Genomic DNA, 19,857 nt, shown 5'->3' on the forward strand with positions numbered 1-19,857 from the left:
GCAGACACCAGCCCATGTCTAGGACGGAACTAAAGGGAAGTGCGACGGCATCCGGAGGTCAGGTGGATGCCGTCGTCTCGGGAAAAGCTTATTCGTAGGTAATCACATTCTCGGCGCCAAATTCATCGACGAGAGCATCATGATAGGTCGTGATCACCTCATCGACGCTTGCCCCATCGAGAATGTCAGATGTGGCCTGCTGGATAAGTGCGGATACGGTCTGATAACCCGGAATAGTGTCGCGACCAGTGGTGTCCGCTGCCAGCTTTGTGGCTTCGGCCAAGAACGGATCGGCTGTGTATTCGGGCGATTCAGACACGTCGGTTCGCACCGCCATACGGTGGGTCGTTAACGTCCAAGCCTTAAAGTTTGCCTGATCAAAGATGGTGGTCAGGAGCTTGAAGGCGAGTTCTTTGTCAGCGGCCTTAGAGCTGATGCCCATGGCCCAGCCACCGGAAATATTGGTAGTGGCTTTGGTGCCCGGCTCGCCAGAACCCGGCCATGGCGTCCAAGCCACGAGCGCATCACGCTCTTCGCGGCTAGGTGGATTGTTGCAGTCCCAGATACAGGCATCTTCCCAAGAACCAGAAGCCATAATGCCCATATTGCCGTCACGCAGTGCCTGACGCACGGCGACACCAATGTCGGTCGCGTAGTTCAAGTCTGCAGGCTGGAGTTGTTTTTCGACGAATATCTGATGGTAGAGATCGAATGTGCGGCGCAGGGCCGGACTATCGCCAATCCATTGATTGGTTTCCCGGTTCAGAAGTCGATTGCGATCCCCCTCGGGGACGTCGGCCCCCAGTAGGGCCATATAGACGCCCTGCATAGTGGTGGCTTCGCCCTGCTTTATCCCTGCCGGTATCTGGAACGGATACTGTACGCCTGCGTCTTTGAGTTTTTGTGCTGCATCGAGAATGTCGGCCCAGCTCTTAGGCTGCCACGGCAGGGCAATGCCCGCCTTTTCAAAATTACCCTTGTGATACCAGAGCATGCGCACGTCAGTATCGGTCGGGAATGCGAATAGCTTGCCCTGGTAAGAAGACACTTCCAACAGGCCGGGCATGTAATACTGATATTGGTCCCACGTCTTGGCGAGATCATCCAACGGTTCGAGATAGCCAGCTGCAGCCAATTCGGACACCATAAAGCTGTCCATCAGATTGACGTCAGCGGCGGTGCCAGCAGCAAGATCGAGCGCGATACGCTGATCATAACCCTGCCCCGGCAGTTTGATGGCGTTCACCGTCTCGCCGGTGGCCTCCTCAAATGCCTTGATGCCCGGCTCGACGAGTGCGCTGGTCCATTCTGCATACATGAAAGATACTTCCGCCTGTGCCGGCAAAACCGAGGCGGCCAGCAGTGACGCAGCGGCCACTGTGGTCAGAAACCTAGTCCTTAGCATCTACTCCTCCTCAGAAGCTGTCATCTCGTTGGACGACCGTGGACCAGGCCTCACCCAGCCACAGGCCCAGCAAAGCACAAGTATTGCAACGTTGCAATTTCAATTAACGATTTTTTAATTTCACTCTGTTGGGCGAGTTTTCCTCCTTTAACCTAAGGTCATTAGCAACACATCTTGAATGTATGTTTGGCATCAGCTCTGTTATATCGTTGCAAAACGCAGGTTGTTTTCAGGTCCCCTGCCCTAGACGTTTCGGATCTCACCTATGGCACCGCGCAAACCAACAACGCCGCCGCAGAGCGCCTCCCGCGTGACGCTCAAAACTATTGCCGAAATGACAGGATTGAGCCTGTCGACGGTGTCCCTGTCGCTGCGCGATGGCAGCAAACTCAAACAGGAGACGCGCGACAAGGTCGCAGAGGCAGCCAAGGCGCTCGGCTACGTGCCCGATCGCGCCGGGGTAAGACTGCGCACCGGCAAAACCAATGTCATAGCGCTGGTTCTTGATAGCGCTGAAGACTCAATCGATTTCGCCCGGCAAATGATCCAGGGCATAGGACAAGGCATTAGGGGTACTCGCTACCACCTGACCGTTATCCCTGAATTTGAGCGCTCGAACTCAGACGAAACCATACGCTATGTTCTGGAAAACAGAACAGCGGACGGCGTTATCATCACCCACACTCGGCCCCGCGACCGGCGCGTTCAAATGATGATGGACGCCAATTTTCCGTTTGTCAGCCACGGGCGGACGGAGTTTTATGCGCCACATCCCTACCACGATTTTGACTCCCATAGCTTCACGGTGATGGCCGTCGAGCGGCTCGTCGCCAAGGGCTGCCGCTGTATTCGTCTGGCCATGGGTGATGATCGCACGACCTACTTTCACACCGTTCAGACGGCATTTTTGCAGGCAACGGCGAAGGCGGGCGTTGAAGCTTTCGTCCATGAAAGCCTCATGGGACGATCGCCGAACGAGACGCGCGCAATTGGCTCGGCTCTGGCCAAAGAAAGCAAGACGCCCTTCGGGATTATCTGTGACAGCGAAATGCGCACAATTGCGCTTGTCGGGGGAATGCAGGAAGCCGGCGCCGTGATGGGCCGCGATTTCCACGTTGTCTATAAGCAGACATCGGGCATTTTGCCTGCCTTTTTCCCGAACATGGACAGCCTACGCGAAGATGTTTTCAGCGCCGGCCAAGAGCTCACGCGCATCCTGCTTGAACGGATAAATGGCGAAAAACCGTCTCTGCTGCAAACTCTCGCAAGCCCTCAACCCCATTGGCGGCCACAGCCAGCAGAAGACCTCAGCACTCACGATCCGTCGTGAGCGCATTTCTGCTGTACCAATCCCCATATGCGTCACAAGAATTGGTGTGCCCGTTCAACCTCTTACCGACGACTTAATTTCCCGAACACCGCCGCACTCCCAGGCTGCAACTACGCTGCACTCTCCACACCGCGTTCCAAATCACGGAACTGAGTAATCGATTAAATCGCTGCGCGGCAACACACCCAAACCCAGTTCACACACAGTTCAAAGATCAAAAATTCTATCGAAAATAATTATCGAGAATATAGGCATAACTAATACCGACCCCATGATCCGATATAAACTTACCGACGCAAATCGGACCGCTCATCTACTCAAATGAATACGCTCTGCCTCGTTCATTTCCCAGACATTCCAGAGACTTGAACACACCGTCAACCCACCATGTGGCAGGTTGACGCACTGCCATACAAGACTTAGGCTACTGCTGTTAGGACCGATTTTATTGCAAATATTCAAGCAGAATACGGACCGGTTCAGCAAACTGAGGAGGAGTGCTGATCATGAAGCGTGGTTTACGGCTTACTTTACTCGCGACACTAGCAACGACATTAACGTCGAGTTTCGCAATTCAGGCTGCAGTGGCGCAGTCCCCAATCGACTCCATCACCCCCGTCACGGACGAAATGCTGCTCAACCCGCCGGATGGCGACTGGTTGATGTGGCGCCGTACCTATGACGGCTGGGGCTATAGCCCGCTTGATGAAATTACCAAGGAAAACGTTGGTAAGCTGCAGCTGGCGTGGTCTTGGGGCATGTCTCCAGGTGGCCGCACGCAGGAAACACCATTGGTACACGACGGTGTGATGTTCATCCAGAACTCCAATCACGTCATTCAGGCGCTCAATGCTGCGACCGGCGAATTGATCTGGGAATATGAGCATCCGCTGCCAGATGGCGTTGCCCCGAACGGCGAACGCAACAAGGCGATCTACGGCGACAAGCTGATCTTCGCGACCCGCGATGCCCATCTCGTTGCCGTCGACATCAAAACCGGCCAGCTCGCTTGGGATCAACAGGTTGCTGACCACAAGAAGGGTTACGCATTCACCTCCGGCCCTCTCGTGGCTGAAGGCGTTGTCATCCAAGGCATGACCAACTGCTCGAACGCTCAGCCGGGCGGTTGCTTCTACACCGGTCACGATGCTGACACAGGTGAAGAGCTGTGGCGCTTCCAGACAATCGCCCGTGGCGATACACCAGAAGGCAACAGCTGGAACGGCCTGCCACTCGAAAGCCGTCACGGCGGTTCGGCGTGGATTTCTGGTTCATACGATCCAGCACAGGGTCTGTTCTTTGCCGGCGTTGGCCAGCCTTATCCATGGCCAGCAGTGGTCAACGGCCTGCTGCCGAAGAGTGATGATCCAAACGTCACCAATGACGCTCTCTACACCAACGCCACCCTCGCGCTTGATCCAAAGACAGGCGATCTGAAGTGGCACTTCCAGCACATGCCAAATGACTCGCTGGATCTGGACTATGTCTATGAGCGCTTGATCATTGACGGCAATGTCGATGGCGAAGACCGCCAGATGGTCATCACCACCGGCAAGACTGGCATTATCGAAGCACTGGACCGCACCACGGGTGAATGGCTCTGGCACAAGGAAACGGTTCCGCAGAACGTCGTTCTCGAAATCGATCCTGAAACCGGCAAGAAGACCATCAACCCAGACGTTATCCCGCAGATTGGTGAAACCACCTTCAACTGCCCGGCTGACCCTGGTGGCAAGGCATGGCAGGCAACGTCCTACAGCCCACGCACCGAAACCATCTATCTGCCGCTGGTTGAGTTCTGCTCGAACACCACACCGCAGCCGATCGATCCAGGCACCATCTACACCAGCGGTGGCCGCGCGATCTTCTCGCGTGTTCCAACCCCTGAAAGCGATGGCAACTACGGTCGTCTGGACGCTGTGAAGGTCGCCGATCAGTCGACCACTTGGTCGCACCGTCGTTATGCTCCACTGACCACCTCGACCCTGCCAACCGCTGGCGGCCTGGTGTTCGCTGGTACGCTGGATCGTAAGATGATGGCGTTTGACGACGAAACCGGTGACGTGCTGTGGGAATCCAGCACTCTGAGCAACGCTCTTGAATCCTTCCCGATCTCCTATGAAGCCGATGGCAAGCAGTACATTGCCGTGGTCTCCAACTGGGCATCGGGTCTGGGCCGCCTGCAGTCGCTCACTCCAGACATCAAGCTGCCTGCGCACAACCCGGCCACCGTCTACGTCTTTGCTCTGCCAAACGAATAAGACCTGACGACACGATCTCCGTTTGGGCGGACTTGGCACACGCTAGGTCCGCCCAGACCACCTCAAGAGGTCCGGAACATGACTAAGACTAATTTGGCTTCGCACCTCGCTTCAGCCGTCTCCAAACTCCCCCGCATCGCTGCGCTGCTTTTGGTATGCTGCGCGCCTGTTGCCGCTCAACCCGAGCCTGAGTTTTTTGATAGGCCTTACGTCTACGGCCAGTGGGAAATCGGCCGCAAAACCGATGAATCCAAACTGCGTTACTGCGTTGATCCACGAGACGGCGAATGGCAAGTCGCTGCGGCCATCGGCGAGGCTATTGCCAATGCGCTTCTGCTAGAACCCGTCGAGATTGTCGTCGAAAGCGATTTCGAAACCGAAGACATCACCCGCGTCTATCGCCATTTACTGGAACAGTGCAGCCTCTACATGGGCTTCAAACTCCTGCCCGAAGGCTATGATCCGTGGTCCATGCCAACGCGCGGCTTCTACGATGCAAAATATGCCTTCGTCACCGACGACCCGAACATAAAAAGCCTTCAAGATCTCGCGCCTAAGCAGATCATTGGCGCGGCCCTTGGCACAACGGGCCACGTCCGCTTAGCTAATTACAACAACGCGCAGGCCTCAGAGCGCCGCTGGCGAATTTTCCCAATCGGCACCAACCCTCTAGCGCTCGACGCTGTGCTGTCTGGCTCCGTCGATGTCGCTCTCGTCTGGGAGCCATCCTTGTGGGCACTCCAGCACGCCGATGACAAATATAAAGCGCTCAGCGTGCTCTCGTCTGCCCCCCTGCCCGAGACCTCACTGCCGGTCGGCGCACTCATGCTGTCGAACGAAACTTTCCTGCGCAATTCCATCGACGAAGCCGTAGCAGCCCTCGTCACCGATGGCACTATCGACGCCATTTTGGCTGAGTTCAATTTTCCCGGCCAAGGTTCGCGCTAATGACATCATCTCAAGAGGGCATTCGTGTTGCCGACGTGAGCAAACGTTATGGCCGCACGCTGGCGCTTGACGGCGTCAGTTTCGAGGTGAAGCCACGCGAGCTATTTGCGCTGCTTGGCCCCAATGGCGCTGGTAAAACCACGCTCATGCACATTTTGAGCACGGTCCTGCGTCCCGATAGCGGCACAGCGGAACTGGCTGGCCACAATGTGGTCACCGCACCGCTCGAAGCTCGCGACGCACTCGGCATCATCTTTCAGGAGCCGAGCCTCGATGATCGCCTGACGCTGCGCGAAAACCTCAATTTGCACGGCTTGGTCTTTGGCATTCCCCGCCGACATAGGCTCAACCGCATCAACGAAATGCTCGCACTGGTGGAGCTGACAGAATGGGCCGACAAGCCCGCCCGTGCACTCTCATCAGGCATGAAGCGACGCTTGGAAATTGCGCGCGCACTCATGCATGATTCAAAAATCCTGCTGCTGGACGAACCCACGGTGGGACTTGATGCGCAAACGCGCGAGCGCATCTGGGGCTATATCCGCAAACTACAGGCCGATCGTGGCCTGACCGTTCTGGTTACAACCCACTATATTGAGGAAGTTGAGGCCTGCGACCGGGTCTGCATCATCGATCATGGCAAAGTGCTTGCGCTAGACACGCCCGATGCGCTGCGCGCGGCGCATGGCCAGCAGGTGCTGCATGTCACACCACGGTCCGAGGCGGATCGTGAAGACATCCTGAGCCAATATGCGGAACGGCTGATCTCCCAAACCCCCGTCGAAGTGACGCTGCGCTCCGACGAGGCCTTTGTTGAGACCTTCCTTGGCGCCTACGGCACGAGAGTGTCAAACTTCGTCAATGCCATCCCAAGCCTTGAAACAGTGTTTTTGACTCTCACCGGACGCGAGTTGCGCGACCGGGCGGCGACCGCGCGTGAGCGCACAGCAGCCTTTGGCAAACGCGGCGGGGAGCACACACGATGAGCATGCAAGAAAAGTCACTGCCAACACGCTATTCCTCGCGCTTCCTGATCCAGCTCAGTGGGCTTTACGGCCTCTGGATGCGCGAGGTCATGCGCGCCTTTCGCGATAAGGGACAATTGATCGGTGGCGTCAGTCGTCCGATCTTGTGGGTGCTGATCCTCGGCATTGGCCTCAACCCCTATTTCCGCGGTGAAGTGTATGGCTCTGTTACGTTTGTCGTACCCTTCACCTATCTCCAATTTATCTTTCCCGCCGTGGTCGCATTGAACATCATGTTCACCTCGGTCCAATCAGCTGTCTCGGTCATTTGGGACCGGGAGTTCGGCTATCTCCGCGAAGTGATGGTGTCGCCACTCTCGCGTGCCACCGTGCTCTTGGGCAAAATCCTCGGCGGGGCAACGGTTGCCGTTCTTCATGGCTGTCTAGTGCTCATTCTCGCCCGCTTTGCCGACGTGACTCTTACCTTTCAGCAAACACTCCATGCCCTTGGTTTGATGTGTCTTTTAGCTTTCACATTAACAACACTTGGGGTCGTCATCGCCAATCGTATCCGCACCTTTGAAGGCTTCGGCATCTTCTCAAATGCGGTGATCTTGCCGCTGTATTTCCTCTCCAGCTCGATCTTCCCGCTCGACCCGGCCCTCTCCCAGGCACAAACCAAAATCACCTATCCTGAGTGGCTCGTGACCTTGGTGCAGTGGAACCCACTCACCTATGCGGTGGACGCTTTGCGTGGCGCGCTGATCAATTACAACCAGTTCGACCCGCTGATCGGCATTTCGATCCTTGTTGGCAGCGGCGCTGTGCTCTTCGCTATCGCACTCTATGACTTCAGCCGGAACTAGCCGCCATGTCTCGCTATAAGCGTGCGCTGCAAACATTCGGCCCAGTCACCGCAGTGGTCGCTCTTCTTGTCGGCGTCTCAACGCTACCGCCAGACACCTCTCTGCGCGACATTCAAAACGTCGGCACCCTAAGAGCCTGCGTTCCCACCAACTATCCGCCGCTGGTCACGAATGATCCAGCTGCGCCCGGCGTCGATATTGAAATCCTCAGCGCCGTGTCGGCGAAGCTAAATGTAACGCTGGTCTTGAGTCCCAGCGCTGAGATGGGCCGTGACTTCAATCCACTGAATTGGAACCTCAACCGCGCGAAGTGCCAGATCGTAGCGGGCGGCGTGGTTGCGTCTAGCCAAACACGGTCCTTCCTCGAAACTTCGCCCTCTTATGCGCAAACCGGTTGGGCGATCGTTTCCAAGGAGCCACTGCCTACGCTTGAGGGCAAAACCCTTGGTGCCCTAACCCTGGTCTCTGGCCTCAACCGCATCGAGTTGGCAGGGTATCTCCGCAATCAGCAAAGCACTGTGCGCGTTGTTCCCACCGAGGCGGCCTTCGCGGACAACATCAATAGTGGCACTTTTGATGGCGGTGTCACTGAGGCACTTCTCGCCAGCCAACTGGCGACCGAAAACAATTGGAATGTGGCACCAGTCTCAGATGCGCTCGCCAGCTACCCGATCGTTCTCGGCTTGTGGAAGGGTGATCTCACGCTCAAGCATCAGGTCGATGCAGCGATCTTGGATATGAAGGCCGATGGCACGATGGATGCCATTTTGGCCAAATATGGCGTCAAGCAACAAACCACCGGCGCGTCTCTCTAAAACGACACGCTCCGGTCACGTCCCCACAACAAAACTGACGACGGCGTTCCACGTTGGAGACAGCAGAAAACGCGTCACCCCGAGGGCCGTGATAGCAAACAGCGCCCAACTGCTGATCAGCGTCACGCGGTCAGAAAGCTGCACCCCAAAAATCTGGAGGAGAAATCGCCCGGCCAAGCCCGGCAGCGGGAGAAGCGCCAGAACAGCCATCGCCAAATAAATCCGTGCCGCAGTGCGCAAAAACGCTGCAATCGTAATGCCGGCCGTGTGAGGCAAGGAGAGCAAGACCGGGGTGATTAGCTGCATCGCCAGCCAAGCCAGCGCCACCATGGTCAGACTGCCGCACAGTGTCAGCAGGACCAAACCAAGCTTGCCGGATTTGAGCTCGTGCCCATTGACGACAACGGGCTTGGACCACCCAAACCCCGTCAACACGAGCGCTAACAGGCCCGGCAAATCCGTATGCACAGCGGGGTTGAGCGTAGTACGCCCGTCATAGCGCGGGCCCTTATCGCCCAGTTTGACGGCAAGATAGGCGACCGCAAAACCTTGGATTGGAAATGCGATCAGCGCAGCGATAATCCGCACAGCAATGAGCTGGAGGTTCAGTTCCCAAGCAATCATATTCTGGTCTGCCTACAGCCCAAGGATCGTCGCGGTCTTGGCTTACTTCTGCATCACCAGTTCATATAGCGCGTCGCTATTTGCTGGCAGGTCCATGCCATCCTTATAGCCGTTCACCTTGAGGATATAGGCCATCAGATCAGCATAGATTGCTGGCGCATAACGCCCGGGCGAGCTTGGCGGCATCGTGCCGACCATAACGTCGAACAGTGCGCCGGCAGGAGCGCCGTCCGCATATTTCTCGTCAAAGCTTGGGCCACGCAGGACCGGACCACCGAGGAGACCACCCTTGAGATCGTCGCCATGGCACTCGGCGCAATCTGCTTCATACTTCTTCTTACCGCGCGTTGCCTGCGCTTCAGAATAGCTAACGGAGCGCTCTGCTTGCGCAACGAGAATACGGTCCACGCTCACTTCGGTTGTAGCCGGGGCTGGATTCAGGCTGGCGGGGGACCAGGCTGTAAGCAGTACGGCAGCGGAAGCGGCGATCCCAACGCCGACAACTCGACGCAAAATGCTTGATGATCCAATAGTCAAAACAACCTCCCTAGTCTGTGCAACCCGTCCTGACGAAGCGCTGCCCGGATAGACTAGAATGGTAGTTTGCCTATGTCGAGCAATGTTTTAGCGAATTCTTGTGCTGCGCCAGAGGCATTTGAATTTATCACCCCGCCGTCCCGGCCGATTAATATGAACCCCATGGGCAAGGCCGATTGAACGTAGATCATAGACCCGAGTTTCGAGGTTCTTACCGCCGCGGGCGCCCCGACCCAGCCAGAAATCGCCGCAACCGACCACTCGGCCTCCCTATCGCCCTGCCCTTATTCAATTATCGGGATCGATGACTTTATAGAGCCCGGAGTGGTCCTTTTCTCCCAGCCCTTGCGCAATGGCGCTGTTCATCAGCTGATGTAGGCTCGCGGAATGCGGCAGGAACAGATCAAGCGCTTTGGCGACGTCCAGAGCCAAGCCAATGTCCTTGCGATGCAGCCGAATACGGAAACCGGGGTCAAAGGCCTCCCTAATCATCCGGTCGCCATGCACCTCCAATATGCGCGACGAGGCAAACCCGCCCATGAGAGCGTCGCGGACCTTTGCCGGATCAGCCCCCGCAGCCTTTGCCAGCGCAAGCCCTTCTGCGACGGCCTCAATCGTGAGGCCAACAATGATTTGGTTGGCGACTTTAGCGGTCTGGCCGGAGCCGACGTCGCCGATATGGGTGATGTTTTTGCCCATAAGCTCAAACAAAGGACGGGCGCGCGCGAAATCGCTGGCCGTGCCACCGACCATGATCGTCAACGAAGCCGCCTTCGCGCCGACCTCACCCCCTGAGACGGGAGCATCAAGATAGCCTGCTCCAAGAGCGGCGATCCGTGAGGCAAATTCCTTGGTTGCCACCGGTGAAATCGAGCTCATATCAATGACGAGCTTGCCCGGCGACAGAGACGACGCCACGCCATCTTCGCCAAACAGAACCGCTTCAACATCTGGCGTATCCGGCAGCATCAGAATGACAATGTCGGAAGCGGCAGCCACTGCTGAAACGCTTTGCAAAGCGATCGCACCGGCCTCCACAAGATGCTCCGACACCTCTTTCACCCTATGGAGATAGAGCGTGTTACCCGCAGCAATGAGGTGCCCAGCCATGGGCCGCCCCATGACCCCAAGACCAATAAAACCGATCTTCATACTCTGCTGCTCCACTCTCTAAACCATCCCAAACCGGCGCTCGTACCTGCTTTGGGCTTGTATTCAGCACCAACCCAGCCGCTGTAACCTGCATCGTCTAGCGCTCTGAAAATATTGGGGTAATTGATCTCGCCCGTACCGGGTTCATGGCGGCCCGGATTGTCGGCTACCTGGACGTGAGCAATCCGGGACCGCAAGCGCTTAAAGCCCGGGATCAAATCCCCCTGCACGATCTGCATGTGATAGAAATCGTACTGTAGATAGAGGTTGTCATGCCCAACGGCTTTGGCGATCCTCTCATAGTCATCGGTGGAGTTGATGAGAAAACCGGGAATGTCGCGTGTATTGATCGGCTCGAGTAGGAGCTTGATACCGGCGGACGAAAGGCGCGGTGCTGCGTAGCGGAGATTGTCGATGAGCACGGCTTCCAGCTCGTCCCGCGCCATGCCAGTCGGCGCAATCCCAGCCAAGCAATTGAGTTGCGTGCAGCCCGTCGCCTGTGCGTACAAGATGGCCCGATCAACGCCCTCGCGGAACTCTGCAATTCGGTCTGGGTAGCAGCCGATACCACGTTCGCCTCCGCCCCAATCGCCTGCAGGCAGATTGAACAGCGCCTGCGTTAAACCATGGGCTTCCAGCTGAGCCTTGATGTCTTCCGGCTTGTGCTCATAAGCCCCCACATATTCGACCGCTTCAAAGCCATCAGTCGCCGCCGCCGCAAATCGCTCCATAAATGGCAATTCGCCATAGAGCATCGACAGGTTTGCAGAAAATCTTGGCATGTTAGGCGTCCTTCAACGGCCCTGGATAAGGGATAAACTCACCGCCACGGCAAGATTTCAAATAGTTCAAAGCGTGGACCTGACCGACCATTTCCAACTCGTCACGATAGACCGGATCGTGCCAACCTTCGATATCGATTGCGCCTGTGTAGCCCGCCAGACGCAGCTCGGAGATGACATCACTCCAATTGGTGTCACCGAAGCCCGGCGTCCGCATCCAGACCGCTTTTTCTTTGCCGCCAAAACCGTGTTTTTTGATCACATCCCAACGAATGGTCGCGTCCTTGCCATGGACGTGGAAGAACTTGTCGCCCCACTCGCGGATCTGCGGGATGGGATCAATGAGATAGGCCATCTGGTGGCACGGTTCCCATTCGAGCCCCAGATTGTCTTCCGGCAACTCATTGAACATCATCGACCAAGCATCGGGATTATGGGCGATGTTCCAATCCCCGGTCTGCCAATTGCCGCCATTCATAGCGCAGTTCTCAAAGGCAATCCGGACACCCTTGTCCGCAGCGCGTTTGGATAGCTCTCCCCAGACTTTCTTAAACTGCGGCAAACTCTCCTCGATTGGTCTGCCCCGAACACGACCGGTGAAGCCCGCGATACAGGTCGCGCCGAAATGGTGCGCGTTATCAATCAGCATTTCCCAGCCGCGCAGCGTTTCGACATCCTTCTCACGGTCTTCGAGCGGATTGCCGAACATGCCCAAGGTCGAAATGGTGACATCACGATCACCGATGACATCCTTGAGGCGCTTTGCCAGCTCCGGCAAATCCTTATTCACGGTCTGCCAGAAATAGGGCTCGATGCTCTCAAAACCATGCGGCAGGATTTTTTGCAGATAGCCAGCGGGATCGGGCTCATGGCCGCGGATCATGGTGCCGATACGAATTGCTTTGGGGTCAATAGCCATAGTGAATTCCTCTAAATATGTATTTCGACGCGACGGCCAAGCGTCGAGCTATCGATGGCACCGAGCACCATGGCGAGGCTTTTGATATTCTCGCTGCCGACGGTTTCGGGCACAGGCCCGCCGCGGGTAGCGGCGAGGAAATCTGTGATGACCCCAAGGTGCCCACCGATACGATCCGCAGGATCAAGCGCCGGGATTTCAAGCATGGCCGTGTCTGGCAGCAACTGCCCACTCACATGCGGCTTCGAGCGTGCCGCGCGAATATCATCGGCACCGTCCCAGACGATGCTGCCCTCGGTTCCGGTTATGCGCCACTGGCTCTCCCAAGATGTCCTCAACCCCGGCGCTGCCCATGAGCCGCGGTAGGTCATAACGGCCCCACCAGCGAAGCGAAAACTGGCGAAGGCAGCGGCATCACGTTCATACCATGAGCCCGCCGGGTTCCACTCTTCGGCATAGGCCGAGGTGGCAATGTCACCGATGACGTAGCGCGCCGCATCAAATGTGTGGACCGCCATGTCGAGCAGCAGAACGTGAGGCATTTGCTCGCGGAAACCACCGAAATGGGGATCAAGGAAGAAGTCACAATGCACCCCCGTCACCTCCCCAATAGCCCCCGAAGCCACGAGGCGATGAATGCGGCGGAGCTGTGCGAGATAGCGGCGGTTTTGAATAACGACGTGCAGCCGATCTGCAGCCTTGGCGCGCGCCACCAGATCCCTCGCCTGCTCTAGCGTTTCAGCCATCGGCTTTTCAGACAAGACATGAGCCCCGGCGGCGAGCGCAGCGCTGACGATGCCGTGACGAACCGCTGGAATGGCGACGTCAAAAACAATCTCCGGCGCCAATCTGAACAACATGGCGGGAAGGTCAGTCCCGATTTCGGGATTGATATTGTGCTCTTTGGCACGCGCTTCCGCATTGGCGGGATTGATGTCGACGATGCCGACGATGTCAACGCCGCCAACAGTTTTGATGGCTTCGAGCCACTTCCGGCTCATTGCGCCAGCGCCAGTAAGGACAGCGCGTTGATTGATGGTCATGAAACTAGCCAACTGCAGAGGGGGACAGAGACGACAGACGCGTGCGGTGCAACATGCGCTTGTCACGAGGATCCGGATTGGGCACCGCCGAAATCAGCGCGCGCGTGTATTCCTGGTCTGGCTGGGTGCATATCTTTTCTGCATCGCCCACTTCCACCAACCGTCCGCGATGCATCACGGCCACCCGGTCGCAGAAATAGCGAACCACGGAAATATCGTGGGAAATGAAGATGAAAGACAGATCAAGCCGCTCCTGAATCTCCAGCAGCAGATCCAGAATTTGGCTACGGATCGACACGTCCAGCGCTGACGTCGCCTCATCAGCGATAACAATGCGGGGGTCGAGCGCCAAAGCACGTGCAATGCCGATGCGCTGGCGCTGCCCGCCGGAAAAGGCGTGCGGATATCGCTCCATGACGTCCGGCGACAGCCCGACGAGGCGAAGGAGTTCGGCAGTTTTATGCTCAATCTCCTGAGCGCCCAACTTGCCCTCAACGATCAGCGGATCCGCAATGATCTGCCGGACCGTCATGCGGGGATTGAGGGAGGCAAAGGGGTCTTGGAAAATCAGACGTACATCTGCATGGAACTTGCGCAGCTCGGCCTTGGACAAGCTGGTGACGTCAATTTCTGAACCGTCGCGCTGACGGTACAGCACTTGACCAGCGGTAGGCTCCACAACACGCAGAATGAGGCGTCCTAGCGTGGTTTTGCCCGATCCGCTCTCGCCAACTATGCCGAGGTTTTCGCCGGCATGGAGCACAAGATTGACGTCATCGACGGCCTTGAGAGCGAAAGTTTTGCTACCCAAAAACCCCTTGGCCCCGCCATAGACCTTTGTGAGGCCATTGATGGTGAGGATGGGCTGTGGCGCAACGACCGCTTCGGCCCGCGCGGCGGCAGGCTGTTCCAGCTTCACGGTCGAAGCCAGTAGCCGCTTTGTATAGGGGTGTTGGGCCGCATGGAAAATGGCATCCACCGTCCCCTTTTCGACGATCCGCCCAAAACGCATCACGGCAACATCGTCCGCAACCTCGGCCACAACGCCCATGTCATGAGTGATCAGCAGCATGGCCATGCCACGCTCGATTTGCAGGCGTTTGATTAGGTCCAGGATTTCAGCCTGAGTGGTGACGTCTAGGGCAGTTGTCGGCTCGTCCGCGATTAGTACATCCGGATTGCAGGCCAGAGCCATGGCAATCATGGCGCGCTGACGCATTCCTCCAGAAAACTCAAACGTGTAACGGTCCGCCATCTCTGCGGGGTTTGGAATTTCCACCTGACGCAAGAGTTCAACGGTGCGGTCCCGCGCCGCGCGCTTACTGAGTTTGACGTGAAGGCGTAAAACCTCGTCGATTTGGCTGCCAATGGTGTGGACCGGCGACAGCGAAGACATTGGCTCCTGAAAGATCAGGCCGATGCGGGCGCCCCGAACGGCTCGCACTTCCTTGCTGCTCGACGACAGCTGAGCGAGATCGGTTTCTGTCCCATCAGCGCGCAGGATAATCTTACCACCAACCATCACTCCGGGCTTATCAACGATGCGCATGAGTGATCGCGCCGTCACCGATTTTCCGGACCCGCTCTCGCCAACGAGCGCCAGCGTGCGGCCCCGATAGAGATCAAAGCTCACGTCCCGCACCGCATGCAGAATGTGTGTTCGAAGGTGAAAATCGAGCGATAGGTTTTGAACGCTCAGAACAGGCTTTTCCATTCCGCGCTCCTCAGCTCTCATAGGGGTCGGCAGCATCGCGAAGTCCGTCACCGAAAAAGTTGAAGGATAGAACCGCAATCACCACCGCCAGACTGGGCCAGATCAGTAGCCAAGGTGCCGTCGAGATCGACCGGATGTTTTGCGCGTCTTGGAGCAGCACGCCCCAGCTCACGACCGGCGCCTTGAGCCCCACGCCCAAGAAGGACAGTGACGTTTCGGCGATAATCATCGAGGGGACCGCAAGCGTCGTCACAGCCAATATGTGGCTGGTGAGTGAGGGAAGAATATGCCGGAAAATGACGCGGGGCTCACTCGATCCATCGAGCTTGGCTGCCGTGACAAAATCCTCATTGCGAAGCGAAAAAAAGCGTCCCCGGACCTCGCGGGCCAACCCGGTCCAGCCCAATAGTGATACGATGACCGTTATGACGAAATAGACATGCAGCGGCGACCAGGTGAGCGGGATTGCAGCCGCCAGGCCAAGCCAGAGCGGAATGGTCGGCATGGCGCTGACGACCTCAATGATGCGTTGGATCACTGTGTCGACGATGCCACCGAAATAGCCTGAGACCGAGCCAAGCACGACGCCCAGCACGAGCGACATGCACACCCCGATTAGCCCAATGGACATGGAAATACGGGTGCCATAGACCAGCCGGCTCAGCAAATCGCGTCCTAGGCGATCCGCCCCAAGCAAGTAGACGGTCTCGTTGGGATCAATAGGACCAAAAAAGTGTCGATTGGATTCAAATAGGTTCCAGAACTTGTAAGTGGGGCCCTCCACGAAGAAGCCAACAGGAACAATCACGCTGTCGTCGACAACGAAAGTGCGCCTGAGTGCCTCCTTGTCGATGGTGACCGAATAGCCCTTGGCATGGAGCTGGAATTCACCTTCGGGAGTGAAGAGCGCCAAAGTTTGCGGGGGGGCATAAGTGTATTGAGCGCGACTGGTGTCCGGCAGGCCTGGCGCGAGAAACTCTGCCAGTGCACTGACCAGATAGAGGGCCAAGATCACGCCGCCGCAAAAAACGGCGACTTTCTGCGCGAAGAACTTGCGCCAGATCAGTGTCCATTGCCCAGCACCGGCATCCGAGATTGGTGCCATGCCCGGCGCGAGTCCGGAGATTGCCGGACCATCATCAACGCTTGTCGGATCGAAGACAGGTGTCATTGTCATGCCAGCACCTCAATTATACCGAATGCGCGGATCGAGAAGCGCGAGCAAGATGTCTGAAATGAGCATGCCCACGAGGGTCAGAACGCTCAGCAACAAGATGAAACTGCCCGCCAAATACATGTCCTGAGCCACTAGCGCCCGCAGCAGCAGTGGCCCGGCGGTCGGCAAATTCAGAACAATCGCCGTGATGGTGACGCCTGAGACCAATTCCGGCAGCACCCAGCCAATGGCGGAGATGAACGGGTTCAGCGCTATCCGCACGGGATATTTGACGATGACCTTGTATTCCGGCAGCCCTTTGGCGCGCGCTGTGGTGACATAGGGCTTGGAGAGCTCATCGGTGAGATTGGCCCGCAAAATGCGGATCATGGACGCCGTGCCTGAAAGGCCGATGACGAGTATGGGTATCCACAGGTGCAGGATGAGATCCCAGACCTTGCCCCAGCTCCAGGGCGCGTCAACATATTCGGGCGAGAACAAGCCACCAACAGACTGCCCAAACACCCTGAACGACACATACATCAGCGTCAGCGCCAAGATGAAGTTTGGCACAGCCAAGCCGATGAAACCAAAGAAGGTGAAAACGTGATCGCCAATGGAATTGCGGCGCACTGCCGAATAGATCCCAATTGGCAATGAGATTGCCCAAACCAGCAGGAGCGCCGCGAATGAAATGGCCAGCGTCGAACCCATCCGGCCCCAGATAACTTCAGAAACCGGTTGGTTCCATTCGAAGGAAAAGCCGAAGTCCCCTCGAGTCAGAATGCCGGTCATCCATTTGCCGTACTGTACCCAAACCGGCTGATCGAGCCCGTATTGCGTTTGTAAACGCGCAATGGTTGCCGCGTCGACGGGTGATCCGCCGTCGGCCAATGTCGACAAGAGCGAGGTGAGATAATCACCCGGTGGTAACTGGATGATGGCGAACGAGATCACCGACATCCCGAACAATGTCGGGATCATGTAGACCAGCCGCTTCAGAATATAGTTTAGCATTGCCGCTCCTCTTTCGGCATTGCGGGTGGCTGGCAGCGTTTCCGCCGCCAACCGAGATGATATGCTCGTCAAACCCCAATCAAACGACGCCTTGGTCCTTCTCCCTGGACAGCACGTCACTCACTGGGGTTATCGGTCTTGCGTCATTCCCAGCGCAGATGGACCACCTCCATGGTCTCGATCTCGCTGACCTCCACAGTCGCTCGGTTACCTTCTACATGGACCGACACATTCTGACCGGATACCAAGAGACTGGCAGATTTAACTTTTTTGCCAAGCGGGATTTCGATGTCTACCGTCAAAGGACCAATGGGCCAGGTATCGCGCAGTGGACCCTTCATCATCATCGGGTTTGTCAGATTAAGCAGGCACAGCACCCGGCCATTCTCGCTCTGGTGAAGGCCGACATCCAGCACGCCTTTGCCACTCACGCGCACTTCGGGCTCTTTCCCCAGGGCCCATTTGACCGCATTCGCGATAAGCAGCCCTTGGTCTGCTGCCATATATGTCCAAAAAACTTCCCCGATATTCCACGGGATGTAGACCACGCGCCCGCCTGCTTTAGTTTCGCGGGCGGCAACGCCCACGCCCTGCGGGGCGAGACGCGGATAGACTTCTTCCATCGGCAGGTCAGGAAAATCTGGAATTTTCAGGAAAGGCTGTTCAAGGCCAGCAATTGGCTCGACCCCAATGTCTTCCGTGCCACCAATAATGCGCGTTGCGCCGGCAAAGCCTGCATTGATTGGGTGATCGCCATTGATTGCAACATAAGAATTGCGAACGTTTCCGCGCGGCGGCGCCGTCATCGTCACGCCGAACACGTCAGCCAAGCCGAAGTCAGGCCGTGCGGCGCCTTTTTCGTCAAATAGCGACGTTTGGTGTGCCGCCACGACGCTGCCACCGGCTGCAACATAGGCGCGAATTGCGGCGCATTGCTCGTCCGATAGATAGGTCGCATTGGCCAGAATGATCAGCTTATAGGCGCTCAGCGTTTCGGCCGTCATGATCTGGTCAGAGAGAAACTCAAACGGCAACCGTGCTTCGACGAGAGCATGGTAAAACCCCATGTCGTTAAGCTCGGCCAAATGACGCTTATCGGGGTCCCAATTGCGTAGAGTTGTCGCCGGGTCGATGACTGCAATTTCTGCAGTCGGCGACATCTCGCCAAGGACCGGCTCTATCTTAGCATGCAAGTTGAAGGCGTTTGCCGTCGGCTGCACCCAGCGATCATCCGGGACACAGGCGTTGAACTTGGTGAACCACGGAAAGAGGCCCTGCGTGATCCCTGCGTGGACCCATTGCTCGATTTCCGGGCCGGTCTGCACAGAGTCTTTCCAGCGCGGAATTTCCTCTGGACCGATTGAGGTAATGAGCCCCACCGGCCGATCGCGGAAAGTGGCGCGGATACGTTTGCCATTGCGGCCCGCCGACCAGGCCGGCTCGACATTGCGTCGCCCCTGATGGTCGACAAACAAGATCGGGCAGTGTTTTTTGATGACCGATAGGTCAAATTCCATGAGCGAGGAGCCGCTCATATTGGGAATGAAACTGGCGTGTGGTTTGACCTTCTTAACTTCCGTGTCCCAATGCGCCACGAGACGTGTCAGCGTGGTGCGACGCCACGCGGCCCAAGCCTGCCAGACAGGATCTGAGGCACTGGTCGTCTCGGGCAGGTCAAATCCACTGGCAGCGCGGAAATTATCTTCGCATGCCTTGCAATAGCAAACACCGTGCCCCTGCCAACGATTGCCGAACAAGGCATCGATGTCATACTTCTCCGCGATTTCGACAATGACCTTGGTCATGAAGTCGAAATTGTAGCTAGAATAGGCGCAGGTGACATAAATTCCGGGCATCGCCCAGTGTTCACGAGGCTTCCGATCGACAGTGAGGGACACCCATTCAGGATGCGCCTCTGCCGCATCCGCATGGATGGCATGGGGGTCGACGCGCGCCATAACATGCATGTTCAGTTTGCGCGCTTCGTCCACCAATCGGCCGAACGGATCACTATCGCCAATAAATTTGGACACGTAGTGGAGCGGAATCTCGCTCGGGTAATAGGCAATATACCCCCCTGCGGAGAGGCAAATGGCGTTCGATTTCGTGCGCTTGAATACGTCCACCCAGAACTCAGGATCGTACCTCTGCGGGTCATCCTCGACAAAAGTGAGCTGGGTCCACCGCGTAGCACTCTTGTACCATTCAGGTGTTCTTAGTCCGGCGGTGGAAAGGCTGTCTTCTGTCATGAGCATCAAGTCGGTCCGAAGCATGGGCGTGAAAAAGGGAGCCCCGGCGGCGGGGGTAACCGCCGAGGCCAAGC

17 protein-coding genes are annotated in these 19,857 nt (G+C 57.0%); 6 read left to right on the top strand and 11 right to left on the bottom strand.

Features of this window, described 5'->3' with window-relative positions; genetic code table 11:
• Nucleotides 1-88 precede the first annotated feature (88 nt).
• A complete protein-coding gene (locus JHL21_RS01790) occupies nucleotides 89-1,405 on the bottom strand; it encodes an extracellular solute-binding protein (protein WP_169193698.1) in 1,317 nt (438 codons plus the stop codon).
• Nucleotides 1,406-1,670: 265 nt separating this feature from the next.
• Between JHL21_RS01790 and JHL21_RS01795 the strand changes: the two genes are divergently transcribed.
• The 6 genes from JHL21_RS01795 to JHL21_RS01820 all read left to right on the top strand — a co-directional run bounded on the left by JHL21_RS01795 (nucleotide 1,671) and on the right by JHL21_RS01820 (nucleotide 8,590).
• The gene (locus JHL21_RS01795) at nucleotides 1,671-2,735 is read left to right on the top strand and encodes a LacI family transcriptional regulator (protein ID WP_200211594.1); all 1,065 of its coding nucleotides are present in this window, start codon (nucleotides 1,671-1,673) and stop codon (nucleotides 2,733-2,735) included.
• 506 nt (nucleotides 2,736-3,241) lie between these two features.
• The gene (locus tag JHL21_RS01800) at nucleotides 3,242-4,996 is read left to right on the top strand and encodes a PQQ-binding-like beta-propeller repeat protein (protein WP_169193696.1); all 1,755 of its coding nucleotides are present in this window, start codon (nucleotides 3,242-3,244) and stop codon (nucleotides 4,994-4,996) included.
• A gap of 78 nt (nucleotides 4,997-5,074) precedes the next feature.
• Nucleotides 5,075-5,944, top strand: a complete 870-nt coding sequence (locus JHL21_RS01805) for a transporter substrate-binding domain-containing protein (RefSeq protein ID WP_200211596.1) — start codon at nucleotides 5,075-5,077, stop codon at nucleotides 5,942-5,944.
• Nucleotides 5,944-6,930, top strand: a complete 987-nt coding sequence (locus tag JHL21_RS01810; protein ID WP_200211598.1) for an ABC transporter ATP-binding protein — start codon at nucleotides 5,944-5,946, stop codon at nucleotides 6,928-6,930. Before JHL21_RS01805 ends, JHL21_RS01810 begins: the two co-directional genes overlap by 1 nt.
• Nucleotides 6,927-7,775: an ABC transporter permease gene (locus JHL21_RS01815; RefSeq protein ID WP_248305844.1), complete on the top strand. Its 849-nt coding sequence runs from the start codon at nucleotides 6,927-6,929 to the stop codon at nucleotides 7,773-7,775. Before JHL21_RS01810 ends, JHL21_RS01815 begins: the two co-directional genes overlap by 4 nt.
• Nucleotides 7,776-7,780: 5 nt before the next feature.
• Entirely contained in the window at nucleotides 7,781-8,590 is an 810-nt protein-coding gene (locus tag JHL21_RS01820; protein ID WP_200211599.1) for an ABC transporter substrate-binding protein, read from the top strand.
• Between the two features lie 15 nt (nucleotides 8,591-8,605).
• Here the strand turns inward: JHL21_RS01820 and JHL21_RS01825 are convergent, their stop codons facing one another.
• From JHL21_RS01825 to JHL21_RS01870, 10 genes are all read right to left on the bottom strand, one after another.
• Nucleotides 8,606-9,214 (bottom strand): hypothetical protein, encoded by a 609-nt coding sequence (locus JHL21_RS01825; protein ID WP_200211600.1) that lies wholly within the window; start codon nucleotides 9,212-9,214, stop codon nucleotides 8,606-8,608.
• A 42-nt stretch (nucleotides 9,215-9,256) separates the two neighbouring features.
• Nucleotides 9,257-9,751 carry a c-type cytochrome gene (locus JHL21_RS01830; protein WP_200211601.1) on the bottom strand — a complete coding sequence of 165 codons (495 nt, stop codon included), beginning with the start codon at nucleotides 9,749-9,751 and terminating at the stop codon, nucleotides 9,257-9,259.
• A 288-nt stretch (nucleotides 9,752-10,039) separates the two neighbouring features.
• Nucleotides 10,040-10,903: a 2-hydroxy-3-oxopropionate reductase gene (locus tag JHL21_RS01835; protein ID WP_200211602.1), complete on the bottom strand. Its 864-nt coding sequence runs from the start codon at nucleotides 10,901-10,903 to the stop codon at nucleotides 10,040-10,042.
• Entirely contained in the window at nucleotides 10,900-11,685 is a 786-nt protein-coding gene (gene otnI, locus JHL21_RS01840; protein WP_200211607.1) for a 2-oxo-tetronate isomerase, read from the bottom strand. The genes JHL21_RS01835 and otnI overlap by 4 nt, the downstream gene beginning before the upstream one ends.
• A 1-nt stretch (nucleotide 11,686) precedes the next feature.
• Nucleotides 11,687-12,604 (bottom strand): sugar phosphate isomerase/epimerase, encoded by a 918-nt coding sequence (locus JHL21_RS01845; RefSeq protein ID WP_200211609.1) that lies wholly within the window; start codon nucleotides 12,602-12,604, stop codon nucleotides 11,687-11,689.
• 11 nt (nucleotides 12,605-12,615) lie between these two features.
• Nucleotides 12,616-13,647 carry a Gfo/Idh/MocA family protein gene (locus tag JHL21_RS01850; protein ID WP_200211611.1) on the bottom strand — a complete coding sequence of 344 codons (1,032 nt, stop codon included), beginning with the start codon at nucleotides 13,645-13,647 and terminating at the stop codon, nucleotides 12,616-12,618.
• 4 nt (nucleotides 13,648-13,651) lie between these two features.
• Nucleotides 13,652-15,361 (bottom strand): ABC transporter ATP-binding protein, encoded by a 1,710-nt coding sequence (locus JHL21_RS01855; protein ID WP_200211613.1) that lies wholly within the window; start codon nucleotides 15,359-15,361, stop codon nucleotides 13,652-13,654.
• A gap of 10 nt (nucleotides 15,362-15,371) precedes the next feature.
• Nucleotides 15,372-16,466: an ABC transporter permease gene (locus JHL21_RS01860; RefSeq protein ID WP_254081928.1), complete on the bottom strand. Its 1,095-nt coding sequence runs from the start codon at nucleotides 16,464-16,466 to the stop codon at nucleotides 15,372-15,374.
• 81 nt (nucleotides 16,467-16,547) lie between these two features.
• On the bottom strand, nucleotides 16,548-17,534 hold the full coding sequence (locus JHL21_RS01865; RefSeq protein WP_169193684.1) for an ABC transporter permease: 987 nt from the start codon (nucleotides 17,532-17,534) through the stop codon (nucleotides 16,548-16,550).
• A gap of 143 nt (nucleotides 17,535-17,677) precedes the next feature.
• Nucleotides 17,678-19,789, bottom strand: a complete 2,112-nt coding sequence (locus JHL21_RS01870; protein WP_200211617.1) for a family 10 glycosylhydrolase — start codon at nucleotides 19,787-19,789, stop codon at nucleotides 17,678-17,680.
• Between the last annotated feature and the right edge of the window lie 68 nt (nucleotides 19,790-19,857).

Source organism: Devosia sp. WQ 349K1, assembly GCF_016595685.1.
In the GTDB taxonomy this organism is placed as follows: domain Bacteria; phylum Pseudomonadota; class Alphaproteobacteria; order Rhizobiales; family Devosiaceae; genus Devosia.